Genomic DNA, 26,817 nt, shown 5'->3' with positions numbered 1-26,817 from the left:
TTAAAAAAATAATTACTGAGTTTTATTTAATTTAACTTCAGGTAATGTTTTGCTTAAATGTGCATATTTTTTTATCTTTTTTAAGCTATCGCATACTTCTTTTAATTCTTTAATTACTTCGATGTTAACTTTGTACTCTGAGTTGTATTTTTCACGATTAAAATATGAGGTGCTCTCTGGTGTTTTAACTTCTAATTTTGATTTATTTGCTAGAATAATTAGCTCTTTTAAAATTTCGAAAAGTTCTTTAGTTTCATTCGAGTTAATATCAAAATAATTGAGTTGATTTAAAATGTCTTTGGGAAACGCATAAGGCCAATTTATAAAAGGATTTCTTTCGTTGTAATATCTATATTTATTGTAATATTTATAGTTATGAATACTTATTTTTTCTAACAGTATAGTTTTTAGATTGACAGATTCTTTTTTGTTGAAATCTTGTTGAAGCGAACGAACTTGTTCTGTAGCGGAATTAGTATTCCATTGTTTTAATATTTCTATGGTATTTTCTGAAAATTCAATCCTATAATTTTTCTTTGCTTTTTGTGTTTCTTTTTCTATGTATTCGTATGCGTTTTTATTGTTTTTAAAGTATATAGAATTTATCTCATTTTGATTTACAGTAGTTGTGTAATAAAGTATGAATGTTAGAATAGCTGAAATGCAAAGAGAATAGAAAATCCATAAACCAGATTTGTAAATAAGTCTTACAGAAAACCAATTTTGTAAAAATATAACTAACGGTGTTAAAACAAACAATAGCCAATGATCTTGATATAAATCTATTGGTAAATCGAAACTAGAAACACCTGCAAGCGCTACAAATAATAACAAGTAACTTAATTGAGCAGTTAAAAATAAAATAGTCCAAAAGAAAAATAAAGCTTGTGTTTTTGCTTGTTCTTTGTAGCGTTTATATTTTTTTCTTTGATAAATTTTACTTCTCATCCAAACCCAAATGGTTATTGAAAAACCAAGACTAGAAGCTAATGCAGCAAAAAAGTAGTTAAAGAAAAGAAATTCATCTTCTTTCAAAATTACAAGATCCACAGAAACTCCTGAAATAAACCGAATGGTTTCCCGCATTCGATTAAAGATTAATGAAAGAGTAAAAGCAGATATTAAACCAGCAATTACTCCAAACCAAAATCGTTGTTTCCCAATATTCTGGATTGAAATTTTATCTTTTTTAAAATATGGTTTGTTCATTGTTTTTTAGAGAAGCTGTAGTTTATGAATCAAATAAGTTTATATGTGATTTTCTTCTTTCCAATAATTATTTACAATATAAAATAATTCTTTTCGGGTTATGTTTTCTGTAATTTTAAATTTATTCCAGGCTTTTGTTGCTTTAAAAAGAAGTTGATATTCCGAAACAAATATTTTGAAGTCAGATTCAGATATATTTTCAAAATCAGAGACACAATCTGGAAATGCACGATTTTCAAGTATCGATAGATAGTTTTTTGGTGTTTTTTGATGATTTTCCCACCAATCATCACCATATTTTTCCCAAACTCCAATTAAACCTAAAATAACTAAAGGTGAACTACCAATAAATTTGTGAGTATTATTAATTGCCCAATATTCGCCAAAATAATTTTCTCTTTGATCTGGAATGATAAAAACTTTAAAACCTTTGTCAATAATAGTGGTTAAAGCATAGTTGTATGTGTTTCCAGCTTCAGCCATTGTAAATGAATTCATTTTTTTAACTTTTTAAAATTCTTCTATTGAAATAAATACTTCTTTCTAACTTTGAAAACTCAATAAATTCACTGTTCAGTTCTATATATTTTGCTTTTTATTTATAGTTTTTAATATCATTAGACAATCTACGAATCCAGAAATCTTTATCGTTTAAATAGATTTCTGTTTTAGTAAAAGCTTTTGTTTCTTTTTTTATTTTATTGTCTGTGAAATGAACTACACAGTATCTCCCATCTTCTAGTTTAATTAATATTTCGTTATTATTTTGGTGGATAGCTTCAACATAAAAAACGTTATTTTTATATAAGAAGTGATTTTTTTTATTTGTCTCCTTAATTCTTTTTTCAAGAGTTTCACCAGCATCCTCTAATTCATGAAACCCAATCCATGGATCAAGATATTCAAGACTGAAAACAGAAGGGTTTAAAACTTCTTCAAGGGGTCCTTGTTCTAGTAAATGAGAAATAGTTTGTTCAATACATTCTCTACTTAATTCTTTAACAAAAAGATCAGGAGCAACTTGGTATAATCCCTTTAAATTCAAGTCATGTTTTTCGTCTTGTTTAACTGCCGAATTAAGAAATTTATAAGTCCAAGTATTAATTCCATATAATCTTCCATCTAGAGTGTTGACAATTATATTGGCAAAATCATTTTCAATATCACTCCATGGTTCAGTTTCCTCAAACTCAAGCCATAGTTTGAATGGAACTTTACCTGTTTTAACAATTCGTTCTTTCAAAGAATTGATTTTAGTATTTAGCTTTTTAATGTTTATAATTTTTATTGATTTAAAACTTTTTCAATTTCTTCTTGAATTCCTTTTTCCGTAACAATAATATCTTGTATCATAAACTTAGCTTTTAATTTTGCATTTTTAGTAGTGTCATTCATGCCTGAAGAACTTAAAAAATCTATTAAGTTTTTAAGTTTTAAGTCTAAGAGTTTTTTTCCTTCTTCAATAGTAGATAATGTGGCTAACTGTTCGTATTCTAACAATTCAATTTTGGAATTAGAAATAGCCTTCCAATAATTAATTCTAATCGTAGGAGCTTTAATTCCATCTGCCTTAATAATTGTATTTAATAAAGTCACCTTATTATCTTTCATGTAAGAGTTTAAAGAATCGATGACTGATCGTTGATGAGGAATTTTATCTTTTATTTCTTTATTGGTTTGATTGAGTTCTTTTTTTAGAGAAACATAGAACTTTTTAATGTAGTTTCTATCTTTTCTATTTTCATTCCAATTATTAATAAATAATGCTATTAAAATTCCAAATATTACAGGAATAATATCCTTTACAAATTGTTTTATGTAGTTTGATGATTTAGAGTTCTTCATGTTTTTGTTTAAAGAGATAATTGCCAATAAATTTGGTTGCTAATCCAAGTTTTTTCGATAAACAACCAAACTATTTACACTATAATTTTCTTAATTCTACTCTTCTGTTTTGTGCTTTACCTTCTTCGGTTTCGTTACTACCAATAGGTTTTGTCTGTCCAAACCCTTCACTTTTTAATCTTGATTTATCAATACCTTCATCAATAATAGCCATAAGAACAGCTTTGGCTCTATTTTTAGATAATTCCATATTTGAAGATTCATCACCAACATTATCTGTATGTCCTTCAATACTAATTTTTAATTCAGGATTCGATTTCAACATTTTTGAAATTTCATTAACTATTCCATAAGAATCTGCTTTAATTTTAGACTTTCCTGTGTCAAAATTAATATGTAAAGTAGCAAAACCTTTATCGTTAATTGCTTTGAAAATGTCGTCTGCTGTGATTTTTTCAATTGTTTGGTTAAAATCTTTTTGCTCAACAATACCAATATTTCCTGTAGCAGTATTTGAATATACTTGAAAGCCAATTTTTTTATTAGGTGTTCTTAATAGATACATTTTAACTTTATCGTTAATAACATCACCAACATAAAAATTATGCATATGAGCATATTTTTCATTAGGTGTTTCTCCCCAAGAATTTATTATTTCTTCAGATATTTTTTTATCCGAGATTAACACAGCTCCAATTGATTTCAAATATTCATCTACACTTTCATCAAATAAAAATTGATTCCAATTTTCTTTATACGAATCCATTTGAATTCCCATCATTTCTACTCGTCCTTTAATATTAATTATAGTATTTCCATCAAACATTTCTAATTTATGAAACTCATAAGATTTTGTATCACTTGTATTTTTATCTATTTTCATTCCTTTCGGAGGAGTAATGTAAGGATAAACTCCTATATCAATAGTTGATTCTGGTATGTCGTTCCAAGAAAAATCTTTTATTTTTGGGCTGACAGTTTCTTTTGCTTGTTCTTTTTTATCTGAAACAGAAGTTTCTTTATTTGGAGATTGTGTATCATTTGTTTTTTTATCTTGTTTGCAAGAAATAAAAGCTATAGTTATGAATAGACTTCCGATTATTAATTTATTTTTCATTATAATTTATTTGATTGATTTTTCTTATTAAGATAATTAATTAAAACTGATTTTTTTATTTTTATTATATAACTAATTAATTCATTTAGTAAGACCATGCTTATTGATAGAACTGATAGAATTATAGCAGTAAGAGTCCAATTTCTTGTTTTTAAATTTCCCGTATGATCTTTTAAAAACGCAACAAATGAAATTATTCCAGCAATTAATATTAAAATTCTAAATAAGATATTTAAATATTTTGATATACTATGATCCATTTTTATTTCAGATTTAAAAGAAATGATATTTAGTAATGAAATAAATAGAATGTATATGTGATTTGCTCTTATTTGCATTCTTGCGACATAATTATCAACGTTATTGGGTTTAAAATATTCTGCCATATAATAACCCGTAGCTAAAAAGCCAACAAAGAATAATAATCCAAAGTATAAATTCAATTTTTTCATTTTATCTTTTTATTCCAAAACTCTCACCAAAAACTAATTCATCATTAGAGTTCCATGAATAAGTGAAAAAATATTTTGGTATCTCATTTGAGTTTAAATGATAAATATCAATCATTACAGCATCAACTGTTTCTTCAGATTCAAAGCTTTTAACTTTTATATCTGATGTAATTCCAAAGGCTTTAATTTTTTTATTGTTAAGCTCATTATGCAAGTTATTGGATAAAAAGTCAATGATAATTTGACTATCAGGAAATTCATTTCCTTCTTCGTAATAACTAATAGGAACGAGTTCGTTTTTATTATTAATTGTTGCAGCAAATGGATAGTATTCTTTACCATCTAACAACATGGTTTCAGCAAAATGAATTGAATAATCTATTATTTTTTGAATGTCTTTTTTAAATTCCATAGTTTATTAATAATCGAATTCGCCACAAATTTTACTAAAAGGTATTTCTTTAATAGCATCTAAAATATGCTCTTCTATAGGAAAAGCATAATCCTCTTGATACCAGATAATACAAAGACTAGAAAACATTTTGTTTTTATCTCTAAATACATCGTTATACCACAACTCAGCTACACAAGTTATTTTCGGTAGAGAAGCTGGAGTTCCGAAAAAATAATTTTTAACATGATCAATGGGTTTTTGTTCTGGATCGATTAAAAATATTTGATGTACACCAGTAATTTTTTTTGCTTCTCTTTTTGTGTGTTCAATAGTTCTTTTATTTGATCTTTTAGTTGGTACACCTTCAAGTAAGCCACCGTAAGTTTCCCATTGTTTTATACTTTTGATAGTTACTTTTTTATCAAATTCAATTATAAGTTCACTATTCATTTTTGAGCAAATTTTCTTTTTCAGAAACAGAATTTAACATTCTTTATCTTAACTTATTTTTCTATTTTCAATTCTAGCCATCGTTCTAAAGCTGAACATAATCTTTGATATTCATTTTTACTCATGTTTTTTATACGAGCATTTCCATGATGTTTGTCTTTCATCACAAACCATTCAGCATCAATTTTATCATTTTCAGGAACAGCACAAGAAGTCCAAGTATCATTTTCTCCATAAATAAAGATGAAATTATTGCCATCGTTTTCAATCCAATGATGAAGTTTTTTTAGTAAAGTCCCATCGAAATCGACTTTCATTTTGTTCGGAACAAAAGTTGCGTGCGGATTTTTATCTGTCGGTAAGGAAACCAATAAATCTTTAAAATCTTTAATTTCATATCCGTAATATCCCATTTCTGTAGCAGCTTGATAGTAATGAGAACCATATTTCTTTATAGATTTATCATTGAATAGAGAAATAGGATCCATAGTAAAATAATGTATAACATCTTTTTGGAAAGTATCTTTTTCCGATGGAATTTCCTCACAGTTATTTCCCCATTGCCAAAAAGCAAAAGGGTATTCTAAAACTGAATACTCGAAAGCTTCTTCAATAGATAAATATGTAAACTTCCAGTCTGCTTGAGAAGCATAAGATTTTAGAATAGGAATAATTTGCGCTTTATTTTTAAGTAAACGAGTTTGATAGTTTTTGATTTTCTCTCGACATTCTTTAGTGCCAATAGAATTTAAAAAATCATAAATTCTTTTGTCTTCAAATGAATTGGTTAAAGGAGCTACATAAGATATACTAGCATCTACATCGTTAGGATAAAAATACTTGTAAAATATAGTTGTAGATCCGCCTTTACTAATTCCTGTACTAATCCATTTTTTAGTATATATTTTATCAAATAATGTTCTAATATGATGTAAGTCAGCTGTAGCTTGTTTTAGATTTAAAAATGAATAATCTAAAGAATCTGGTTTACTTTCTCCAAAAAATCGATGTTCTACATTAATTTGATTTGCATTTAGAAGTTTAGTAACTTCTTGTTCTCGGTTTTTCCTTAATTGATATCCTTGAGTTACAATTACCGTTGGATGCGTAAAGTCTGTATGAGTTAAATAAACTTTTTGATGAAGAAAACCTTTTTCTGGATTTGAATGATCTAAAGGTTGTTTGATTTTTAATTCATAAGTAGATTTTGAAGATTTAACTTTTTTGAATGTTATATCTGATAAGTTTTTTAATTGATCTTCAATAGTTAGAGTTTGCGCATTTACTTCACAAGTTGTCCATAGAATTAAAATTAAGGCGATAAATTTCTTACACATAACAAGTTTTTTAATATTAGTTTCGGGTTTAAATTTATATTTTTTATTTGAAACTAAGTTAAGTAATTGTAAGATAGAAGAGAGGTAAGAGAATTATTCTTTAAATTTTGCCTAAAATTATTAAGTTGGCTATGAATGTATATTTATACGAGAGTTTAAGTTTGTTGTTTTATTTTTTCTGAACTCCAAATTTATTGTTTATTAGATCGATAACAATTATGTCATCTATAAAGAAATCATTGCCAACTAAACCTTTTACACCAACTTGATTAAGAGTTTTTATAATTTTTTCTTCTTCTGTGTAAAAAATACTTTTGCCTTCTATTTTTAAATTTACATTTCCTATTTGTACAGGTATTTTTATTTCCGATTTCAAAAATGTAGCTAATTTCCCCCAGCTATTTAATTTGACAGTGTCTAATTTTGCTGTTTTTTTTGTAGCTATAGAAAAAAAAGCTTTATCTATAGTTGTAATTGGAGTTATAGAAGCTCCAGTATCGTATATATATTTATAAGTTTTCCCATTAATAGATAAAGGGATGAAAATTTTACCAAATTTATATTCTAGTTGTACAAAATTAAATTTGTTTTTGTCAATTTGTGAGCTGTTGTTGAGTATTTTAAGAGATGTGTTTTTAAAATCGATGATTAATATTTTCTTTTCAAGTTCATTTGCTCCTATTGATCCTATAACAGATAATTCATCATATTCTTTTTTATCTCCATATCCTTTAAATATAAAAAGACTATCTACTGATGAAATGTAATTTTGAATTTTAGTTTTTGTTTTTAGTACTTGATAATCTTTTCCAAATTCTATTTTATTTTTTAAATAAGGGTTTTTAGTTATTATAGTATTGAGAGGGTTTTCGTAAATGCCACTAACGTTTAACCCTAAATCAAATTGCATTTTAAAGGTTTTGTCTATACTGTCTAGATAAACAGGTAAAAACATGGCTCCATGTTTATATTTTCTACCTTCAAGTTCAAAACTCTGCCATTCAAATTTGATTTCATTTTTACATTGTTTAGAATAACAAGAGTATAAAATTGAAGTAACAACTAGAAAGAGTATAAAGTAGTATTTCATTATTTAATATTTAACTATAGAAGATTGTTAAACAATAATGTTACAAATATTTGTAGTTTTTTTATGTAGAGGAAATAAAGGGGGTAAAAGTATGATTAATTAACTTTAGCGATTTTAAGTTAATTTTCTTTTTTTAATAATACTTTTAAATATTTACGAGTAAAATATATAACTCCTTCGGTATTTAAATGATGACTATCATAATAGTATTTTGGTTTAAGAACTGTTTCTGAACCATCAAAAAAAGATACGTTGGAATACATGTTCTCCATTTTCTTAGCAAAGTTACTCGTTTCTTGATGCCCTCTCCATTTTCCAAAAAGAGCAGGAGGGATAAGTAAAATTATTTGATCTCCTTTCTCTTTTGCTAACTTGATTGTCATTTCTACATGTTTCACTGATTGTTGAAACTGTATTGTGTCTAGTTTCAAACCACTATAAGCTAAATCTTGTCCAGATATCACGTTTTTTAAATTTAAAGAATCTAAAGCAAAAGATTTAGAATCTGCCCTGTATTCTGGTTTTTTTAATATCCATTTGAAACTAAGTTTACTTTGTAAATAAGATATAATTCTTTCTTCTTTATTCTTACTGTTAAATTTTAAATAATCACTTAGGAAATAAAAATCAAAAGCTTCATTGTCAAATGTGTTAGATGCTACAGGAAGGGTTGATGAATAAAGCATTGGAGGTGATAGTATATAAATAATTTTAGATGTTTTATTTCCTAGTTTATAAAAATAATTAAGGTAAAAAAGTTGCTCGTTAACTCCACAAATTCCCCCTCCTTGACCGATGTTTACAATATTAGAATTTAATATATTTTCAACCCTTAAATGATTTTTATGCCTTGAAAAGTTTCGAGCATGAGAGATCCCCATAAATAAGATATCATATTCGCGATTTTTTTTTAAAAATAAAGTATTACTTTCTGTATTGTAATTATTAAACTCCCTTTGTTTAACAAAATATGAGGTGAGATGAAAAATAACAATCATAATGACAGTAAATACTAAAAATGCTGCTAAAGAATTAATTATGAATTTTTTCATTCTCTATTTATTTAAAAAGTAAAATATATAAATTCGGTTTTACTAAAATTACCTAAAGCAAAAATTAAAATAACAATGATTAAGTATAATATCCATCGATAAAATTTTGATTTAATGATTGTAATTTTTTGTAATGCATATTTTCCATCTCGGCCAAACCATTCAATAAGTATAAAAATTATTATTATAAAAATATGTTGAAGAACTATAAGTTTTGAAAAACCAAAATTATTAGGAGATTCGAAAAGTGACCAGGAGATAAGTTTATTAATATAACTTAAAGCATTACTTACATTTTCAGCTCTAAAAAACACCCAAGTTAAAACTGTTAGTCCAAATGTACTTATTATTTGAAGCGTTTCTTTTAAAGTAGGTAGTAATTTATCCTCAGTAACACTATTTATTTTTTTGTTCTTATTTAAGAATATGATGGGTATAAAATAACAAGCATTAAGAAATCCCCAAACAATAAACGTCCAATTTGCCCCATGCCAAAATCCGCTAATAATAAATACTATGAATATATTTCTTATTTTCTTCCATTTTCCACCTTTATTACCTCCAAGTGGAATATATAAATAATCTTTGAACCAGGTATTCAATGATATATGCCAGCGTCTCCAAAATTCTGAAATATTTCTAGAAAAATATGGAAAGTTAAAGTTTTGCTTTAAATTAAATCCAAACAAACGTGATGTTCCTATTGCAATATCAGAATAACCAGAAAAGTCACAATATATTTGGAAAGTAAAAAAAACAGCTCCCAATATTAATGTACTTCCATTATAATCTCCATAATTCGCAAATATTTGATTTGAAAATTGTGCGCAATTATCTGCAATTACAATTTTTTTGAATAAACCCCAAAGAATTTGACGCATTCCGTCTACTGCTAAATCATATTTGAATATTCTTTTTTTGTAAAATTGAGGCAAAAGATTTGTCGCTTTTTCTATTGGGCCTGCTACTAATTGAGGGAAAAAACTTACGAAAGCAAAAAATGATATAATGTCTTTTGTTGGTTTTAGTTTTTTTCTATATATATCAATGGAATAGCTAAGTGTTTGAAAAGTATAAAAACTTATACCTACAGGTAAAATGATATTCAATCTATTTACTTCTATTGGTTTTCCTAACATTGTAAATGTTTCTGCGAAACTTTCAATAAAGAAATTAAAGTATTTAAAGAACCCTAAAAAGCCAAGATTAATAAAGATGCTTATCCATAGAAGGAATTTTCTCTTTCTTTTGTTTTTCGTATTGGAGAATCCAATTCCAATAAAATAATCTACACAAGAACTAAAAAAAATTAAAGAAAGAAATCTCCAATCCCACCATCCATAAAAAACATAACTAGCTATAACAAGTAAGCTATTTTGGAGTTTTAAATTTCTATTTATTACAAACCAATATAAGATGAAAACTATAGGTAAGTAAATAGCAAATTCAATAGAGTTAAATAACATTTACTACTTTATTTATAACATTAATATTTTTTGAATGAAGCAAAAGCTTTGTTTGTTGTTATTTAGATACGAAGTTAATTAAAATCTAAAAAATGATGTTTAAAGGGCAAACTTACAGATGATTAATTAAATATTTTATTGTGTAATATTTTTAATCTGATTGTTATAGTGTTTTACAAATGTTTTCCGAGTTAATATCAGTGATAATTCTTTTTATATTGTTATTTTTTAATTGATAGGGGATAGAATAATTAATATCGAAATTTAGATATAAATTAAACTCTTTGACTTTTTCTTCTTTTTCTAAATGAGTTATAAACTTAGAGAATAATTTTGTTTTTTGATGTTCGTTTTTAAAACCACTAGGTATTTTTAAAAAGAAGTATAAAGTATGATATAAATTTTCTTCTCTTTTTAAACAATTAATAGAGTTCTTTTCAATTAAATTATTTTTTGGATTAATATTATACATTGTGACATAGAATTGTGATACTCCATATTTTGAGTAATCAATTCTTGTGTATTGAATTTTAGCATCGTTAAACATGAAGCTTTTAACCTCTTTTTTTTGAGCAAAAGAAATAAATGTCAAGAAGAATAATAAATTTATCAAAAGTATTTTCATAAATGTTATGCAACGTTTTGTGTAAGATTAGTTATGTGTTTTAAGCAATTAATTTTAGAGGGTGTTGTAAGTAGTTTTTTTATTCCACCATACAAATCCAATTAGTCCAATTCCAATAAATATCATTCCTGCTATTCCAACTTTCAATCCTAACATAGAATTATCAAATAATTTGTCGTTAAACAGGCCAAAAATTAAAGAAATTAATCTTGTCGGCAAAAATGTTAAACTCATTAGAATTGCTAAATATTTTGGATTCGCATATTTTGTTAAAACCGAATGAATTACTGGGGCAATGTGAATTTCTGAAATTCCGAGAAAAATCAATGATGTTAAATATATAATTGTGTGATTTTCTGTTGGGATTTCCGGAATTAGAAATAAAATACTAAGTGATATTGCTCCAAAAATAAAACCAAACACTAATTTAAGAAATTGAGAACTGTAGAAAAAACTCCAAAAAACAATTGCAACTAAAGAAATAGGAAAGGTGAAAATAGAACTAATGGTTTGCCATAAACTTTTAGAGATATTCCAGGCTGAAATTTCACTGAATTGCTTTTGTAAATCAAAAAAACGAATATTTGATATTTCGTAAATATTCCAAAATAACCCAACAGCAATAAAAGTAATTAGGATATTTAAAATTCTCTTTTTAATTGATATCTTATTTTTTTTAAATTCTTCTAAATTAATTTCTTTTGAAAAAATGATTGGAATAATTGACAATAACATAAGTATACCAGATATTATAAATCCAATATTGAAACCAAATTTTTTTCCAGAATAGCCAATTAATAAAATTCCAAGAAATGAACCTATATTGACTACGAGATAGAAGATTGTAAATCCTGAATCCAACAATTTTGTTTTGTTTAAATAAGATTTTCCAAAACTTGAAAGGATATTTGGAGTAAAAAAACCACTACCTAAAACAACAAAAAACATTCCTAAATACGTGCTAGTTGTAGAAGGTATACACAAACTAAAAGCTCCAATTGCTTGAGTAATTCCACCAATTATTACGGCTTTTTTATTTCCAATAAGTAAATCTCCAAAAAGTCCTCCTATAATTTGAGAAAAAACTATCGAACCTGTAAACCACCCATAGATACTTAACGCTTCATTTTTTTCGATTTTCAGTGTTTCTTCAATCAAATAAAGGATTACAATAGCACGAAAACCATAATAAGAAGCTCTTTCTAACATTCGAGAAAGAGAAAAAAAGAGAGTTTCTGTTGAGTGTTTTTGTTTTTTAATTTTTTCCATTCGTTTTTATGTGGTGGTAAATTACCTTTAACGTTTTTTGTATGTTAGATTATAGTTGTTATATGTTTGGTTTAAAAATTAACGATAGTAATTGAGTGGATTAGACTACGTCCGAATTCGCCGTATTTGAGGTTATACATTTTAACCATCTTTTTTTATTTTTTTGTCATTCGAATTAGAATAAGTCCAAAAGTAATTTGGTATTCAGTCAATTTTTAATTGTAATGTATCTGAACTTAATATCATATTCAAAAACCATGTCTTATTCCAATATTCACAGTTTTTTACGAACTTTATAAGCTTGGTCTTTCGTGCATTTTTTCTGTCAAGGAATTCGAATACACTTAATTTTCCGTCTAGTTTAAATTCAATTTTAGTTTATCGCAATATGAGACATGTTCAAATGGTAGAGTTTATTATATAGCATTTTTTGTTAATTAGACTCTCTGATTTTTTTGTATTTGTTGTTTTTACAAAATCAGATTATTTCTTCTCTAATTCAAAGTTAAAAAAATAATTAAGATTAATGCGTAATGTATTTCATATACATTGTTGTGCATTCTTCTTTTGTTTTACAAATTTCGATTGATGAATTCTAAGTTAAGTCCTTTTACTATTAACCAAATTGCCAATGTAATCTCTTGAAAAATAATAGGTATGGTTAAAATTCCATATGCTATTGAGATGACATCAATTAACTGAAATAGTAATAGAAAACTTCCTAACATAAGTAGTATGTTTCCAACCATTCCCCATAATGATAACCAAACAGGAATATATTTCCCTTTGTAAAAGATAAAGTATAGAATTAGGTTCCCTAAACCAGTAGCTAACATTACTCCCAAATGATTAGTTAGATCTCGAAACGATTTTAATAGTTGACCTATTAAATCAAAGAATAATAAGTTTGGATTTGGTTCACTTAAATATTTCTGACTAAGAATAATAAATAATGGTAATAGGATCATTCCTATTAATTGAAACACTCCTGCGATAATTCTAAATCCTACAAACCCGATAGAAAGTGACTTATTGTAATCTTTCAAAAATGGGTAGAGTAGAAGTGAAAATCCAATATATATTGGTACTAAGAAAAATTGAAATGCTGCACCAATTAAGACTTGATTTCTATTTGGAAAAACATCGCCAAGATAATTTTGGCCTTCTACAGAAGGAACAACGCTTAATACACCGATAATAATTCCAAGTATAATTAATACGCCTGCTATTCTTGAAATCTTTTTACTTGAATACATAATGTTTTTTTCATTCTAATAAAGAGTAACGTCTTTAGTTATGAGTAGTTGAGTGAATTAGCAAGAACAAGTAATTACTTATAACTATTATTAATATTAGTTATTTGGTCAATTTTTTTTAGCATTTTTTCAGCATTTTTATTGCGCGGATCTAACTCTAAAGATTTTTTGTAATTCACTCTAGATGAATCATATTGCTCATTATTAAAGTACGCTTCTCCAAGACTATCAAATGCATTAGAAGAATTTGAATACTCTTGTGTATATAATTTAAAGATAGCAATTGATTTATTGATTTGACTATTTGACAAGTAATAGTAACCAACATTATTTAATCCTCGTTCAAAATTTATATCTTTATTATTCTGTTTTATTTGATTGTATTTTTTAACAGCTTTATTGTAATCATTTAAAATAAAAGCTAGTCGTATATCTTCATTAAGCATTCTGTCTTTTCTGACTAAACTATTGTCAATTAACCCCGAAATATATGTGATGGCAGTAGCAATAACAGGTCTGTTTTTAAAACCATTTGATAAAATAATAATAGTTAAATCTTTATCAATAAATTTCATAAATGCATTTACACCTCCACCAGCAAAACCATAATATTGTTTCCCTTTTGGTCCATAAATTCCCCAAGTATAACTAAAAGGAAAGCTGTTATTTTCATATTCAAACGGTGACATCATCAAACGTTTAGTTTCTGGTTTTAGTAATTGGTCGTTATCTAACTTTTTATTCCAATCTAATAAAGTATTTAGATTTGTATTTAACCCATTACCAGCAAGAGAACGATTACCAGCTTCGTAGGTGGTTTTTTCGTAAGCATTATATTTTTTGTTATACTGATATTTAGAAACCCTATTAGGATAATCTACCAAACTGTTTGAAGCAAAAAGCACATTGTTTTTTTTATTGTTGAATTGGTTTTCTTTGACAAATTTTTCAAAACGTTGATTTGTTACTTTTTCAATAATTAATTTAAGAAACCAATAGTTTGTTTGATTATACTCATATTTATAACCTTTTTCAAAATGTAATGATTGTTTGATAAGTTCATTCATTAAATTTTTATCAGTAAGTTTTTTGTCGAAATCTTTGTACTCAGGTAAGCCCGAAGAACAGGTTAACAAATGTTTTATTCTTATGTTTTTCCACGAGTCGGGAAGATTGTCTATATATTTAGAAATAGGAGTATCTAATGAGAGTTTCCCATCTTCTATTAATTGAAAACTAGCGACTGCTGTAATTAATTTAGTAGTTGAATATAATCTAAATAAAGTACTATCAGATACAGGAACTTTATGTGCTATGTTGGCAAGGCCGTAATTTTTTTTGTGAATTACTTTCCCATCTTTAACGATAGCAAGTGCCATACCAGGAATTTCATCGGCTTTAATAAGGGAAGATATATAATCATGAACTTTCTTATTAACCTGTTCTGATTTTATGGGAGATTTAGATTCACCTTTGGAACAAGAAATGATCAATAATAGATTTATAATAAGTAGTGAAAAAATAGAAGCTTTGTTTTTCATTTTAAGTTTTGTCGATTGAAGAAGAATTAGTTAATCATATAGACCTAAAATTTTGTGCTTTGTTACATGTTTTTTTAAAATAAAGCTAAAAGATAATGGTTTATGTGTTTTCTATTTGCGATTTTTTGTTTGTAAAGTTAATTAAACAAGTTTAGACTTTTTCAGACTCTGTTGGATTTCCAGGAACTTTTATATTTTTCATACTTTCTTCAACGTAAGAATATATTCTTTCAATTTTTTTATCAATAGATTTCATCCAATTATGATATTTCATAATTATGTTCGTTCCGATTTTTCATATTCGTTGTTTTTGACATATTTTATATTAATTTTTTAAATTGCTTAAGAGTTTTTTCCAGTCATACTTTTCTTTGTTTGCATTATTCCATTTCTCAACATCTAAAAGCATTGAGTCTATTTTACTTCTGTTAATCCATTTACCGTTTACAAAAACATCTGAAATTTTTTGTGTGTTGCTGATATCTTCTAGGGGATTTTCGTTTAACAAAATTAAATCTGCGAATTTCCCTGTTTCTATTGTTCCTATTTTATCATCAATTTCAAACCATTCAGCTCCTAATCTTGTTGCAGAAGCCAATGCTTCTTCATTAGTTAAGCCAGCCTCAACCAATAATTTCAGTTCGTCGTGAAGTGAAAACCCCCATATTATACCAGATATTCCTGCATCTGTTCCTGAAACCATAGGTACACCAAATTCCTTAAAAGCTTTTATAATTAAGATATGAAAGTCGTGTTGTTTGTTATAATATTCAATTAATTTTTCAGACGCTCCATAGTATCCGTTTGAAGTTAGCCACTTACTTTGTATAAGAGGATGAACATATTTAAATCCTTGTAAATTTTCGATGTTCTTTAATGATTTAGCCTGTTTGCTAATAGAAATCATATTTGTTAAATTAGGAATTAACCAAGTGCCATTCTCTTTTGCTAAACGTGCAAATTCTTGTGCTTTTTCATAGCTGTAATCATTTGTTTGTTTCGATAATTCTTCGGCGTGAGCAATTAAACTAAAATGAGGGATAAAAAAATTCTTTGACGGTTTCCCTTCGAAAGCTACTGGAATATGGCCTACTACTTTCATATTTTGTTTTTCAGCTTCATTTATAACAGCTTTAAAGGTTTCTTCGTTTAGCCAAGTGTACACCTTGATAAATTCATAACCTTCCTCTTTGGCAAAACGTACAGCATTTCTTCCATCGGATGGAGTTTGGGCAATTGTATTCGATTTTTTACCACCAATTACTTTAGCCAATGCCATTCGTGGACCAATTACATCGCCTCTTATAATTTCGTTACGTTGCCCAAAATGTTCTGTTCTTGCTGTTAAATCGAAAACAGTTGTAACACCATTGGCTATATATGGTGTCATATTATACTGTGTTTTATAGCTTACTAATGGCCCTTTAGTTGGATAAATTACAAAAGGACTTCCATCTGCAAGTGTATGAACATGCATATCAATTAAACCTGGAATGAGCCATTTATTTGTTCCATCAATGATTACGGCGTTTTTAGGTATTGAATCATTAATAGAGAAGATTTTGTTTTCCTTTAATACTACTGTAGCATTTTCTATAACCTTATTTTCTTTGGTTAGAGGTATTACATTTACATTCGTTATAGCATAAATAATGTTTTCTTCTTGGTTGTTTTTTAAATTTGAATTGTTTTGTGCGTTTAAATTGAAACTTATAACTACAAGCAATATTAGAAATTTTAAGAAATTCATTTTGATAGTTTGACTGATGATTTCTTCAAAAGACAGAATGATTTATTTTTTGTTACAGTTTTTAGTTGAAATTTTACTTAACGTATTTTTATAGTATATGAAAAGTACTTTGACAACAAAAAAATATTTGAAATTAATAAGATTAATAAAAATAGTTTTCCGTTCATAATTTCTATTTTTTATTAACTGAGTAATTACATTCAACGTTTCTATTAAGCCACATTTTAATTCAGTTTAGGCTGTGTTGTGTATAGTATTTAGTTTAATCATCTTTCGTAAATTCCATTATCCAATTTGTTTCCCATTCATTCTTTGATTCATCAAAGTAGGCTTGTTCCCATTGCGCAGTATTTAGAGATTCCTTTTTCCAAGTAAACCTTAATTGATATTCTTTTCCTAGATATAATTCTTTGCCATAAAACTCTCCAATTCCATTTTTAAACTCTCCAGTCACTTGTTCTTTTAAATAGTTTTCTGGACTAGAAGTGTCAGCCCAGTAGATTGTCCAAATATTTGTTTTAGGATTGATCATTCTAATACTAAACCCGATAAAATCATCTCCATAATGAGATGATTTCATTTCGTCCATTAAGCCTAATCCATTAAGAAATGGTTTAGTCTCCATTTTGGCGGAAAATTCAATCCATTCGTCACAGTTTTTCAGCCTTTCTTTAAGCTTTTTGTTTAGTACATTCCATTTTCCTATTAAAAAGTCAAAGTTTTGAATTTTAATAAGAGTATTGTTTGTCTTTGTATTTATGTCCATTTTGAATTTATTAAAGATTTTAGAACTAGGCGAGAATAAGCAATTACTTATAGTCATTGTTGTACCCAGTTTCTTATTTCCAAATTACCTACCATTTTTCGGATTCACTATTGTTATATTTATCAGAATAACCATTATAATTCAAAACTATCTTGGCGTGGTGATTACCAAGTCATATTTATGGTTAACAAATTTTTCAATCCGCTTATTTATTCTTGGGCGATTAAACTTTAATCTTTTCTACTATAAATGCCAAATTTTATATTTAGTAGACTCAGTTAATGTTCACAGATCTTTCGGTTTAAGCCATAAATGCGTTATGTTTTTTTATACATTGTTAGGAAACGTTATTTATCCCATTCTTTTAATAATTCATCCACTAATACTCTGACATTTTCTTCATCACTATTTTTATAAGATTCAATGTATTTTTTTGCCTTATTTCCTTTTATTTTTGATAAAACTATTAAATACGTTTGAGCATTATAATCGCTATTGATTCTTTCTTTTTCACAAACGTCAATGATTTTATCTATGGAAGATTTATCTTTTAGATTCGCTAACCCCATAGCAGCATCCCTTTTAACTGCAAAATCTGTTTTTTCGTTTAGTAACAGTTTCAAGAATATTTCTTTATGTTCTTCTCTTGGAAAATTTGATAAATACTCAATAGAGCTTCTTTTCCAATCTAGACTTTTTTCGGTTTTATTTATTTCATTATATATCGTTTGAAGTGTGTCTATTTTGTTTTCAATAAGTATTTCAGTTATAGAAACCACTCTTTGTTCTGGTTTTACTAACATACTTATTAGTTTATCCAAAATTACTTTTGTGTTATTTCCCTTTAAGGCATCTACAGTCCAATATCTAACGGATGAATCAAAATTATCTAAATAAGTAGTGAGAATTTCTTCGGATATTTTGTCATTTCTACCCGCTAGAACTTTAATTAAATATTTTTGAATTTCAATATTTTCTGTTTCTAATAAAGCTTTTTGAACATCTTTAAGTAGCTCATCTGAAAATAAAAGTGGCTGCTTATTAATGTTAAAATAATAATTTTTTGGAATTTTATTTAAAGTAACTAATTTTAGCCAATATTTTACATTTGCTATATTTTTTGATTCAAAAAAAGCATCTAAAAAATCTTCAGATACTGAGTTTTCATTTTGTGATATTTCTTTTAAATAATCAATATCTTCAATTGTTGGACTATTTGCTAATGCTTGAATTGCAATCCTTCTAGTTTGAGTGCTATCTAATAGAGGAATAAATGTTTCTTTTAGATTTCCTATTTGGAGCTCTTTTATAGAATATATAGCGTAGCCTTTAATATTGTAATTCCAATTTTTTACTGCATCAAGAAGTAATTCTTCTGTTTTTTGGTTCTTTCCAGTTATTGATAGTATTTGTGCCGATAAAATTTTTGATTTTAAATCCTCACTATTGATTTTTGCATAAGCTGTCTTTCTTAAAGAATCCTTATCTAGTTTAAAGTATAATGGAATCATATGAGTGTCTCTAAAATTTTCATTTTCAATAAGAAAATCGAAAAGTTCGGTAGTATGCGTTGTTTTTAAATGCATTAGTGTCATTCCAGACCAAATTAGATTGCCTTTTTCTTTCTCCGTTTTTATTTTTTCTAAAAGACTTTTCTCATAATTTATATCTCCTGCACTTGCAATTACTAAATATGAAAGTAATCTTTGATTTGGATTTTCAGAATTAAACAACGCCTGAATATTGTTTTTATAAATATCCGTTTCCTTAAACTCCGTAAGAGGATAATGTAATATACTTTGGTTTTTTAAACTTGTAGTTAGTTGAGTAATATCACTGTGAGGTGTTAGTAAAGTCGAGTACTTTCTAAACATATCATTCAATTCAGTTTTACTAAATTCAGTTTTACTTGCGTTCTTGAAATCTTTTTTGAAATCTTCAATATTTTGACCAAATAATATTACTGATGTAAAAAAAGTGATTAATATTATTATGTGTTTTTTCATTTCGTTTTAATGTGTCCTAACGTTTTGGCTAAACTGCGTTTTAATGTAGGTAGGGTGTTGTTGTAATGCGTTTTTAGTTATTCCATTCGCTTTTTAAAATAGAGTAAAAATCAACGTTTATTTTTTCTCCATTTTTAATTTCACATTCTCTCATGGTTCCTTCGTACTTAAAATTAATTTTCTCTAATGCCCTTTTACACTTGGCGTTTTCACTTACTACATAGCCCTCTATCCGATTTAAATTTAGTTCATTAAAACCTTGTTCAAAAAGCTTAGGCATTACTTCCTTTAATATACCTTTTCCCCAATGCTCTTTCAGTAGCCATAGACCAATTTCAGCTTTTCTATGTTGTTTGTCCAAGCTGTTAAATCCTCCAGCGCCACAAAATAAGTTATCCTGTTTATCATAAATACCCCACCAAATTCCTGTACCATCTTTTTTTAGATTTCTGTACCACTCCATTTGCTCTTCTGTTTCTTCTAGTGTCGAGAAATGTACATCATAATATTTTGTTATTTCTGGGTTAGATAGTCCTTTATGAATGTTATTTATGTCAGAGGGTTTTATTTCCTTTAGTTTGTAGTTTTTCGTTTCCACTTTTTGAAGTTTATTTTGATTAAATGCTTTATGTGTATGTTTTTTTTGCGCTTTTTTGTTGTAAAGTTAATTAAAAGTGATAAACTTTTGGTTTTGCGAGATTTAGTCCAAAGGATTAAATCCGCAAGCAATTAATAATACATTTTGTTACCACATGTTTTTATCTTTCAATTAGTTTGATACTCCGGATATTACTTTCTCCTACTTCATGTATTTTCCAATCACGCTCCAAGTTTACTTTATGAGTTTTTGGTATAGAATCTAATTCAATTTCATAATATTTATTTTCATTGATCTTGAAAATTACTCCAGAAAGTTTTATAGGTGGTTCATCAGTCCATATAATTTCAGTTATTTCTTTTTCAAAATCTTTATAAAACAATATTAATTCAGAATTTTGATATTTAGAAAATTTAGCTTTTTTAGAGTCCTCAGTTATTTCTTTTGAATAACCAAATGTTTTAATTCCTAAATAAGTAATTCCGATAATTATGATTCCAATTATTATTAAAATTCCCTTTTTAATTGGCTCGATCAAATGTGTGGTAACAAAATGTATTGTTATTTGCGATTTTTTGATTGTAAAATTAATTAAAAGAGATGAACTTTTGGTATTGCGAGATTTGTCCGAAGGATAAATCCGTAAGCAATTAATAATACATTTTGTTGTAACACGTTTCTTACTTTATGTATAAGTCATTAAAATAGTAAAGTATAGAAAAGGAATCATTCCTATAATAATCCAAATTAAATGTTTTTTCGATTCCATTTTGTAGTCTGACCAAACTAATAAAGGGTGTAGGAAAGACCAAAAAGATGATCCCAAAACCATTACTATATTTAAAAGACTACCATATTGATAAATCCAGCGGTGTTCAGAAATTCGAAATCTTTGAACATAATTTCCAATTAATATTCCACTCAAACAAATTCCAACAATTAGAATTGCAGTCCGTTTAGGATTGTATCTTGGTTTGCTTATCTTCAATTAATTATACAAGGTGTTGTAACTAGTTTTTAATTCAATTTCTAATTCACAAACTTTTCCGTTTTCGGTTGAGAAGTGAATTTTAGTTTTTCTTTTTTTATAATGATGAACTTTTGCATTAACGACATTGTCCCAAATCCAAGTTATTGAATCATTACTTATTTTATTCGGTCTTCCAATTAGTTTTTCCACGTAAACTTTGTCAAATCCATTCAGCTTTGTAATTCCGTTTTCCTTAACGCGTATCATTTTTACAATCCCATTTTTCAACACGTACTGAATTCCGTTATTTGTCAAAATCCAACCATTCTTAATGTCTGTATTTTGATTTTTATCCTCTTTGTCATAAAATTCAGAAATCAGTTCTGTTGGTAATTCAGTCAAATTTTGTCCGATTTCAATTCCGTTAAATTTCAGTAAATCAGAATTGAAATCAGATTCAAAAATTATTTCTGGATTATGTGTAAACTCGGTTTTTCTCAAATTGGTTACAAGGGTTTGGTTAAACTGCGTTTTAATGCAGTTTAGGTTTTGTTGGCTTTTAGTGCTTTATAATCTTATAATATTTAGACTTGTCATTAATGTTAATTTTTAATAAGTAAATCCCTTTAGTAAGGAGTGTCGTTGTAATCACGTCACTATCTATATGAATAGGCATTTCTTTTCCATTTATATCAAACATTTTTACTTTGTATGCCTTGCCGCCTGTGTTAATTCTGATTTTATCAATAAATGGATTAGGATATAGTGTTATTTGAGACATTTCTTGGTCTTCAATGCTTAATGTTTCGTCTTCAATAAAATATTTTGATAAGGTCAATTTATATTTTGTTTGATTACAGTGAGTAAAGGATTTAGCTCCAACAACAATAATGTTATTATCATTAATTTCTGATGATTTACAATAAACTATTGAACTTACATTTTCAGTTAATACATATCCATTTGTGCCAAAATCTGAATCAGAAGTGCCGTTTCCATTAAATTTTGCAATATACATTCTAAACCAACCTGTTCCTAATACATATAAATTTCCATCATTTGTTATATGTAGTTTTGATGGTGTAGATTCACTACTTATAGGTTTATGTAAATACCCTGAACTATTGAAAGTATTGTCTAAAATCCCATTGGTATTAATTTTTAATAGAATCAATCCTAAATTACCTAAATAATTCCCATCACCAGCTACTATTAGCTGGTTTTGTGAATCAAAATTTATTAGAAAGCCACGACTTATAACATAAGTATTTAACTTAAAAACACCATTTACTCCAAATGTATTGTATAAATCACCATTATTGGTGAGCTTAGCTACTATTAATTTAGGAGCAGTAGATGAAGTATTATCTTGACCTGTAACATAAATATTGTCATTAGAGTCTAATAATAGTGTGTTTAATCTGTAAGCAAAATCAAATTGATAAAAACCGTTGTTTCCAAAAGTTAAGTCTATATTACCGACAGAGGTAATTTTTTTCAAATAATGTGTGGTGCTACTTGAGCTAAATTTCGATAAAACAATAAAGTTACCCTGTGAATCTATTTTAAAAGCTTTATTAAATTGAGTTAAATTTACGACCCCATTATTACCAAAAGAATTATCTAAATTACCTTGAGGATCTACTTTTAATATTTTAGTATAGCTTAATATATAAAATGAATCATCTGCTACTGGGATTATTTGCCTAAAATTTTCAGTAGAAGTTAATTTAAATCCTGTCTGATTAAAAGATGTATCAAAAGTACCATCACTATTGAATCTAGCCATTATACCAGAATAGCTAGAGTTACTAGAGCATCCACTACTAGCAACTCCAACAATTAATATTTTACCATTTGGTAGTGTGTAACTATCGTTGGCAATGATTCCATATAGAGTAGTTCCTACTGTAACAGTATATTCATATTGGCCATTAATTCCAAAGGAATTGTCTAAAGTCCCAGGGATTTGTGCATTAGAATTGATTGTGATAAGTAATGTTATTAATAATAGTTTATATTTCATAGTCTTCTTTTTTAGCATTAAAGCCAACGTTTTGTATAAATGGTCGTTTTAATGCAGTTTAGGTTTTGTTGTGTGTAGGCTTTTATTCCATTTCTTAAGTTCGAGGGTATATAACCAATACTTTACTCCAAGCCGAGGTTCTATTTCTTTCAATATTTCAAAACCCATTTTTTCGTAAATGTGTCTTGCGCTTCCCATTATTTCTGAAGTATGTAAAGCCATAGTTTTTTCCTTCTTTTCGATAGCAGATTCAATACATAATTCAGTTAATTTTTTTCCAATACCATTACCTCGATAATTTGGGTCGACTGAAACAAATCTCAAATGACACCACTTTTCATCATAAATTTCAGTCGGATTCCCGTTTGGCACTAAAAAAGCCATTCCAACTATTTCTTTAGTCTCATTTTCGCATACTATACATTCGGAAGTTTTTAAAAGATTGGAATATGATTTATGACTGCCTATTGTTTCAGATAAACTATTCCAATTATCATCTGTCAATTCATTTTTAAATTGAGTCCAAGATTTTAATCCTAATTCTCTTAGTTGTTCTAAATCACTATTATTCCCTTTTCTATAATTCATTCTTAAGTTTTGTTCAGCTTGCACATAACGGCTCTGTATAAAGTTTGTTGCGTCTGGTTTAGCGTAAAGTTAGAAAATTATTACTGATTAGAAAGTTCGCGAGAACTTTCGCAAGTGAGCAATTAGTTAGCAATAAAATTTATACTTTGTTACCTGCAGGCTTTATTTCTTCAGTTAGAAAGGTAAATCATCTGGTTCTTCATTTATTTTTTTAGGTTTTGGAAATTTAGTCTTAAAATATGAATTTAAAAAAAGGCCAACTGTAGTAACTGAATTGACAATGAAATATGTATAAACTGTATCATTTAATAAGTAGTCATCAGCTGTTTTTCCGTGAAAATCTGTTTTTTCACTTCTTAATTTCTCTATTGATTGACTTATCGCTAAGAGTGAACTTCCGATTGTTTTTATTTCAACAGGATGATTCTTATCTATAATATTAAACTCTTTCAAAATTATAGTCGTTAGTTTATATAAGGTTTCAGTTCCTTTAACTTTACTATTAATTCTCTCGTCTTTTAAAATTTCTTTTATTATACTTTCTAATGCAGAATTCACTAAACCTACAGCAAGACTTGGGTCTGTTTCTATTAGCTTAAAAGCTTTAGTAAATGTATCATAAGCTGTTTTAAATTCAGATTTTAATTCATTTTTAAATGTTGGAATAGAAGGAATAAAATCAGGTGTGTCAACACCCATATCAATAGCTACTTTCAACAAGTCATTTCCTGACATAGAATGTAAGGTTCTTAATAAGTCAATGTCTCCACTTTTTTTTTGGTATTATATAAAAATTTTCCCAATGATTATTCCATTCATCACATTCGTGCCATTTGTCTATGTATAAACTAACTTCTTTATATGTTTTATATTCTTGCCAGATTGCATCGTGAACAGATTTCACGAGTTTCATTTGGTATTTTGGCGATATTAATTCATTCATTAATCTCTTATCTTTTCGAGTGGTGTTATTCTTACTTCGTATTTTCCAATATCTGAATTTTTAGTATGAATGTCAGAGATTAATAAATGGTCAGTTTTTTGCTCCATTTTATTCCATTTTGCCTCAAAAACAGTTGGAAATAGATATGGATCTAAATCGCCAGTCAAAAATTTTACTTCTCCATAACTGTTATAATTATCAAAACTAATCATTACTTCAATTCTTTCATTTGTGACAGAGTTTTTCGCTGCATTTATGCTAACTAAAGCATTGAAATGAATAATAGAATGTCTATTCCTCAATTTGTGTAATTCAACAAAATCCCTTAATTCATTACAATTTATATGTTTTTGTTCCATAGGTTTCTTCAGTTTGCAGGTGACGTGTTTGTATATGGTTTGTTGCGTGTTTTAAGACCTAATTTAGCAAATACATACCGAATAGAAAATCCGCGAGGATTTTCGTAAGTAAGCTAAAACTAGCAATAAATTATATACGGTGTTAGCTGCTGGCTTTTTTACCATTTTATTAAATCATCTTCTTCAATTGGCTTTACAATCGCAATTTTTTTAAGTTCTAAATTCGAGTTAATTTGAATCAAGTCAATCGGTGCTGATAGATAATTGGCGACAACTGTTTTTAGACCCAATTCAGTCGCTCCATATATGTTATAAGTTGCGATATCCTTTATTATATCAATGCCGTTAAAAAGTAATTTTATTTATTAGTTGATATTCAGTTTCAATATCAAAATGATTGGAAATTTTCTTACTGTTTGCTAAGACATCTATATCAATTATTTCATCTTTTTCACTCGGTATATAAATTAAATTATAGTCGGTAGAAATCAATAGGTTTTTAATAAATTCAAATGACTTTTTGAATGAAGGATTACTTCTCAAAGACAATATTTCTTCAAAAAAATGTGTTTTGGTTTTGTGCTTTCTAAATTCAGCTTGTGGATTGAAGTATATTTCAAATAGAATGCCATTTAGCAAGTGATTTTCTCCGTCAGGTTCAGAATATTTTTTTAAGTTGCTGTCCAAATCTTGCATAAATTCTATAGCGTTAAACGCAGCGCCACTTGATTGTAATAAATTTCTACCTAAAATGAACATCTGGTTTTTATCCAACGAATTTTTAGGGATTTTCAATATGTTATAAATTGCAGGATTTTGAATATTCCAATCGTAAGATTTGATTTTTTTAATTAGCATTCCAAATTCGTCATTTTTAACGTAATTGACATCTTTTACAACATCTTCTGAATATGGAATAGAAACTGAATGAACCATTTGCCCATTATTAAAATAGAAATCTCCAATTAAAGAGGTATGTTCCCACGTGGTCTGCTTACCACTACTAAGATTAAATACAGTTTTTCTGACTTTCTTAAAAAGTTCCTCTACGGAAAGTCTTTCTCGTCCAATGTACTTTAATAACGAACCTGTAAAAATACTATTCCCTTCGTAACCTACATCACTCGCACCATCATTTGGCGAAGTCGAAAAGGCAATTAAAGTTCCTTTTGGTGCCTGAATTGGACTTGTTGCTATAATTCCACCACGCTCGAAACTTCTTCTACAAGCGTCAATAATTACAATGTTTATTTTATTCGAGTTATTCTTATAAATGGAAAGTAAGTCGGTTAGCTGAATGCAGGTTTGTTTACAATGATATGTATTTGGAAAATCAATTTGGCATTCAGTAAAGGCTAGATAGTTTTCTCCTTCAACTTCAAATCCGTGACCTGCAAAGTAAAAAATGGTAGCATCGTAATTCTTAATTTTTTCTTCAAACTCCGTTAAAAGTTCAACGATTTTCTGAGAATTCCCATTCGCACAATAAATAACATCATAGCCTAATTTTTCAAAAACCTGCTTAACACTATGTGCATCGTTTAAGGCGTTGTCCAATTTATATTTATCGTAGTAATTGTCATTTCCAATTACCAATGCTAATGTTTTCATTTATTCGATTAAGTTTTTTTCAGCTTGCAGCTAACGTTTTGTGTATTATTATTTGCGATTTTTTGTTTGTAAAGTTAATTAAAAGTGGTGAACTTTT

30 protein-coding genes are annotated in these 26,817 nt (G+C 27.5%); all 30 read right to left on the bottom strand.

Going from position 1 to position 26,817, the window contains the following annotated elements; translation table 11 throughout:
• Positions 1-12: 12 nt before the first annotated feature.
• Positions 13-1,209 carry a voltage-gated chloride channel family protein gene (locus AC2TEO_RS09465; RefSeq protein WP_442264583.1) on the bottom strand — a complete coding sequence of 399 codons (1,197 nt, stop codon included), beginning with the start codon at positions 1,207-1,209 and terminating at the stop codon, positions 13-15.
• Between the two features lie 39 nt (positions 1,210-1,248).
• Positions 1,249-1,707 carry a hypothetical protein gene (locus AC2TEO_RS09460; protein ID WP_442264582.1) on the bottom strand — a complete coding sequence of 153 codons (459 nt, stop codon included), beginning with the start codon at positions 1,705-1,707 and terminating at the stop codon, positions 1,249-1,251.
• A gap of 97 nt (positions 1,708-1,804) precedes the next feature.
• Positions 1,805-2,452: a hypothetical protein gene (locus AC2TEO_RS09455; RefSeq protein WP_442264581.1), complete on the bottom strand. Its 648-nt coding sequence runs from the start codon at positions 2,450-2,452 to the stop codon at positions 1,805-1,807.
• A gap of 41 nt (positions 2,453-2,493) precedes the next feature.
• Positions 2,494-3,054, bottom strand: coding sequence for a hypothetical protein (locus tag AC2TEO_RS09450; RefSeq protein ID WP_442264580.1), 561 nt, complete (start codon positions 3,052-3,054; stop codon positions 2,494-2,496).
• A gap of 79 nt (positions 3,055-3,133) precedes the next feature.
• Positions 3,134-4,171: an OmpA family protein gene (locus tag AC2TEO_RS09445; RefSeq protein WP_442264579.1), complete on the bottom strand. Its 1,038-nt coding sequence runs from the start codon at positions 4,169-4,171 to the stop codon at positions 3,134-3,136.
• Positions 4,171-4,623 carry a hypothetical protein gene (locus AC2TEO_RS09440; protein ID WP_484730855.1) on the bottom strand — a complete coding sequence of 151 codons (453 nt, stop codon included), beginning with the start codon at positions 4,621-4,623 and terminating at the stop codon, positions 4,171-4,173. The genes AC2TEO_RS09445 and AC2TEO_RS09440 overlap by 1 nt, the downstream gene beginning before the upstream one ends.
• A 1-nt stretch (position 4,624) precedes the next feature.
• Complete coding sequence (locus AC2TEO_RS09435; RefSeq protein WP_442264577.1) at positions 4,625-5,035, bottom strand: hypothetical protein; 411 nt, start codon at positions 5,033-5,035, stop codon at positions 4,625-4,627.
• 6 nt (positions 5,036-5,041) lie between these two features.
• On the bottom strand, positions 5,042-5,467 hold the full coding sequence (locus AC2TEO_RS09430) for a hypothetical protein (RefSeq protein ID WP_442264576.1): 426 nt from the start codon (positions 5,465-5,467) through the stop codon (positions 5,042-5,044).
• A gap of 53 nt (positions 5,468-5,520) precedes the next feature.
• A complete protein-coding gene (locus tag AC2TEO_RS09425) occupies positions 5,521-6,804 on the bottom strand; it encodes a S28 family serine protease (protein WP_442264575.1) in 1,284 nt (427 codons plus the stop codon).
• 169 nt (positions 6,805-6,973) lie between these two features.
• Positions 6,974-7,894, bottom strand: a complete 921-nt coding sequence (locus AC2TEO_RS09420; RefSeq protein WP_442264574.1) for a hypothetical protein — start codon at positions 7,892-7,894, stop codon at positions 6,974-6,976.
• Between the two features lie 119 nt (positions 7,895-8,013).
• Positions 8,014-8,946, bottom strand: a complete 933-nt coding sequence (locus tag AC2TEO_RS09415) for a hypothetical protein (RefSeq protein WP_442264573.1) — start codon at positions 8,944-8,946, stop codon at positions 8,014-8,016.
• An 11-nt stretch (positions 8,947-8,957) separates the two neighbouring features.
• Positions 8,958-10,412: an MBOAT family O-acyltransferase gene (locus tag AC2TEO_RS09410; RefSeq protein ID WP_442264572.1), complete on the bottom strand. Its 1,455-nt coding sequence runs from the start codon at positions 10,410-10,412 to the stop codon at positions 8,958-8,960.
• 163 nt (positions 10,413-10,575) lie between these two features.
• Entirely contained in the window at positions 10,576-11,037 is a 462-nt protein-coding gene (locus AC2TEO_RS09405) for a hypothetical protein (RefSeq protein WP_442264571.1), read from the bottom strand.
• A 54-nt stretch (positions 11,038-11,091) separates the two neighbouring features.
• Positions 11,092-12,306: an MFS transporter gene (locus AC2TEO_RS09400; RefSeq protein WP_442264570.1), complete on the bottom strand. Its 1,215-nt coding sequence runs from the start codon at positions 12,304-12,306 to the stop codon at positions 11,092-11,094.
• Between the two features lie 572 nt (positions 12,307-12,878).
• Entirely contained in the window at positions 12,879-13,562 is a 684-nt protein-coding gene (locus AC2TEO_RS09395) for a DUF4386 domain-containing protein (protein WP_442264569.1), read from the bottom strand.
• A 74-nt stretch (positions 13,563-13,636) separates the two neighbouring features.
• The gene (locus AC2TEO_RS09390; RefSeq protein ID WP_442264568.1) at positions 13,637-15,103 is read right to left on the bottom strand and encodes a serine hydrolase; all 1,467 of its coding nucleotides are present in this window, start codon (positions 15,101-15,103) and stop codon (positions 13,637-13,639) included.
• A gap of 151 nt (positions 15,104-15,254) precedes the next feature.
• A complete protein-coding gene (locus AC2TEO_RS09385; RefSeq protein ID WP_442264567.1) occupies positions 15,255-15,377 on the bottom strand; it encodes a hypothetical protein in 123 nt (40 codons plus the stop codon).
• 51 nt (positions 15,378-15,428) lie between these two features.
• A complete protein-coding gene (locus tag AC2TEO_RS09380; protein ID WP_484730854.1) occupies positions 15,429-16,853 on the bottom strand; it encodes an amidohydrolase family protein in 1,425 nt (474 codons plus the stop codon).
• 262 nt (positions 16,854-17,115) lie between these two features.
• A complete protein-coding gene (locus tag AC2TEO_RS09375) occupies positions 17,116-17,478 on the bottom strand; it encodes a hypothetical protein (protein ID WP_442264565.1) in 363 nt (120 codons plus the stop codon).
• Positions 17,479-17,966: 488 nt separating this feature from the next.
• Complete coding sequence (locus AC2TEO_RS09370; protein ID WP_442264564.1) at positions 17,967-19,625, bottom strand: HEAT repeat domain-containing protein; 1,659 nt, start codon at positions 19,623-19,625, stop codon at positions 17,967-17,969.
• 73 nt (positions 19,626-19,698) lie between these two features.
• Positions 19,699-20,223 carry a GNAT family N-acetyltransferase gene (locus AC2TEO_RS09365; protein ID WP_442264563.1) on the bottom strand — a complete coding sequence of 175 codons (525 nt, stop codon included), beginning with the start codon at positions 20,221-20,223 and terminating at the stop codon, positions 19,699-19,701.
• 160 nt (positions 20,224-20,383) lie between these two features.
• On the bottom strand, positions 20,384-20,761 hold the full coding sequence (locus AC2TEO_RS09360) for a hypothetical protein (RefSeq protein WP_442264562.1): 378 nt from the start codon (positions 20,759-20,761) through the stop codon (positions 20,384-20,386).
• Positions 20,762-20,908: 147 nt separating this feature from the next.
• A complete protein-coding gene (locus AC2TEO_RS09355) occupies positions 20,909-21,211 on the bottom strand; it encodes a hypothetical protein (RefSeq protein WP_442264561.1) in 303 nt (100 codons plus the stop codon).
• Positions 21,212-21,694, bottom strand: coding sequence for a hypothetical protein (locus AC2TEO_RS09350; RefSeq protein ID WP_442264560.1), 483 nt, complete (start codon positions 21,692-21,694; stop codon positions 21,212-21,214).
• Between the two features lie 58 nt (positions 21,695-21,752).
• The gene (locus AC2TEO_RS09345) at positions 21,753-23,219 is read right to left on the bottom strand and encodes a delta-60 repeat-containing protein (RefSeq protein WP_442264559.1); all 1,467 of its coding nucleotides are present in this window, start codon (positions 23,217-23,219) and stop codon (positions 21,753-21,755) included.
• Between the two features lie 48 nt (positions 23,220-23,267).
• On the bottom strand, positions 23,268-23,807 hold the full coding sequence (locus tag AC2TEO_RS09340; RefSeq protein WP_442264558.1) for a GNAT family N-acetyltransferase: 540 nt from the start codon (positions 23,805-23,807) through the stop codon (positions 23,268-23,270).
• A gap of 174 nt (positions 23,808-23,981) precedes the next feature.
• Complete coding sequence (locus AC2TEO_RS09335) at positions 23,982-24,542, bottom strand: abortive infection family protein (protein WP_442264557.1); 561 nt, start codon at positions 24,540-24,542, stop codon at positions 23,982-23,984.
• 22 nt (positions 24,543-24,564) lie between these two features.
• Positions 24,565-24,750 (bottom strand): hypothetical protein, encoded by a 186-nt coding sequence (locus tag AC2TEO_RS09330; protein ID WP_442264556.1) that lies wholly within the window; start codon positions 24,748-24,750, stop codon positions 24,565-24,567.
• Positions 24,750-25,052: a hypothetical protein gene (locus AC2TEO_RS09325; RefSeq protein ID WP_442264555.1), complete on the bottom strand. Its 303-nt coding sequence runs from the start codon at positions 25,050-25,052 to the stop codon at positions 24,750-24,752. The genes AC2TEO_RS09330 and AC2TEO_RS09325 overlap by 1 nt, the downstream gene beginning before the upstream one ends.
• Positions 25,053-25,454: 402 nt before the next feature.
• Complete coding sequence (locus AC2TEO_RS09320; protein ID WP_442264554.1) at positions 25,455-26,720, bottom strand: caspase family protein; 1,266 nt, start codon at positions 26,718-26,720, stop codon at positions 25,455-25,457.
• Between the last annotated feature and the right edge of the window lie 97 nt (positions 26,721-26,817).

The organism is Tenacibaculum aquaeponti (genome assembly GCF_057221555.1).
The sequence above is the reverse complement of the archived record's forward strand: the minus strand, read 5'-3'. Positions and strand labels throughout refer to the sequence as shown.

What these genes read in the sequence shown, in the direction of transcription:
- AC2TEO_RS09430 (WP_442264576.1), bottom strand. Translation starts at nt 5,467, where the DNA reads ATGAATAGTGAACTTATAATTGAATTTGATAAAAAAGTAACTATCAAA.
- AC2TEO_RS09450 (WP_442264580.1), bottom strand. Translation starts at nt 3,054, where the DNA reads ATGAAGAACTCTAAATCATCAAACTACATAAAACAATTTGTAAAGGAT.
- AC2TEO_RS09420 (WP_442264574.1), bottom strand. Translation starts at nt 7,894, where the DNA reads ATGAAATACTACTTTATACTCTTTCTAGTTGTTACTTCAATTTTATAC.
- AC2TEO_RS09370 (WP_442264564.1), bottom strand. Translation starts at nt 19,625, where the DNA reads ATGAAAAAACACATAATAATATTAATCACTTTTTTTACATCAGTAATA.
- AC2TEO_RS09465 (WP_442264583.1), bottom strand. Translation starts at nt 1,209, where the DNA reads ATGAACAAACCATATTTTAAAAAAGATAAAATTTCAATCCAGAATATT.
- AC2TEO_RS09440 (WP_484730855.1), bottom strand. Translation starts at nt 4,623, where the DNA reads ATGAAAAAATTGAATTTATACTTTGGATTATTATTCTTTGTTGGCTTT.
- AC2TEO_RS09385 (WP_442264567.1), bottom strand. Translation starts at nt 15,377, where the DNA reads ATGAAATATCATAATTGGATGAAATCTATTGATAAAAAAATTGAAAGA.
- AC2TEO_RS09410 (WP_442264572.1), bottom strand. Translation starts at nt 10,412, where the DNA reads ATGTTATTTAACTCTATTGAATTTGCTATTTACTTACCTATAGTTTTC.
- AC2TEO_RS09320 (WP_442264554.1), bottom strand. Translation starts at nt 26,720, where the DNA reads ATGAAAACATTAGCATTGGTAATTGGAAATGACAATTACTACGATAAA.
- AC2TEO_RS09375 (WP_442264565.1), bottom strand. Translation starts at nt 17,478, where the DNA reads ATGGAGACTAAACCATTTCTTAATGGATTAGGCTTAATGGACGAAATG.
- AC2TEO_RS09330 (WP_442264556.1), bottom strand. Translation starts at nt 24,750, where the DNA reads ATGAATGAATTAATATCGCCAAAATACCAAATGAAACTCGTGAAATCT.
- AC2TEO_RS09415 (WP_442264573.1), bottom strand. Translation starts at nt 8,946, where the DNA reads ATGAAAAAATTCATAATTAATTCTTTAGCAGCATTTTTAGTATTTACT.
- AC2TEO_RS09340 (WP_442264558.1), bottom strand. Translation starts at nt 23,807, where the DNA reads ATGAATTATAGAAAAGGGAATAATAGTGATTTAGAACAACTAAGAGAA.
- AC2TEO_RS09395 (WP_442264569.1), bottom strand. Translation starts at nt 13,562, where the DNA reads ATGTATTCAAGTAAAAAGATTTCAAGAATAGCAGGCGTATTAATTATA.
- AC2TEO_RS09435 (WP_442264577.1), bottom strand. Translation starts at nt 5,035, where the DNA reads ATGGAATTTAAAAAAGACATTCAAAAAATAATAGATTATTCAATTCAT.
- AC2TEO_RS09405 (WP_442264571.1), bottom strand. Translation starts at nt 11,037, where the DNA reads ATGAAAATACTTTTGATAAATTTATTATTCTTCTTGACATTTATTTCT.
- AC2TEO_RS09380 (WP_484730854.1), bottom strand. Translation starts at nt 16,853, where the DNA reads ATGAATTTCTTAAAATTTCTAATATTGCTTGTAGTTATAAGTTTCAAT.
- AC2TEO_RS09400 (WP_442264570.1), bottom strand. Translation starts at nt 12,306, where the DNA reads ATGGAAAAAATTAAAAAACAAAAACACTCAACAGAAACTCTCTTTTTT.
- AC2TEO_RS09460 (WP_442264582.1), bottom strand. Translation starts at nt 1,707, where the DNA reads ATGAATTCATTTACAATGGCTGAAGCTGGAAACACATACAACTATGCT.
- AC2TEO_RS09390 (WP_442264568.1), bottom strand. Translation starts at nt 15,103, where the DNA reads ATGAAAAACAAAGCTTCTATTTTTTCACTACTTATTATAAATCTATTA.
- AC2TEO_RS09345 (WP_442264559.1), bottom strand. Translation starts at nt 23,219, where the DNA reads ATGAAATATAAACTATTATTAATAACATTACTTATCACAATCAATTCT.
- AC2TEO_RS09425 (WP_442264575.1), bottom strand. Translation starts at nt 6,804, where the DNA reads ATGTGTAAGAAATTTATCGCCTTAATTTTAATTCTATGGACAACTTGT.
- AC2TEO_RS09445 (WP_442264579.1), bottom strand. Translation starts at nt 4,171, where the DNA reads ATGAAAAATAAATTAATAATCGGAAGTCTATTCATAACTATAGCTTTT.
- AC2TEO_RS09335 (WP_442264557.1), bottom strand. Translation starts at nt 24,542, where the DNA reads ATGTCAGGAAATGACTTGTTGAAAGTAGCTATTGATATGGGTGTTGAC.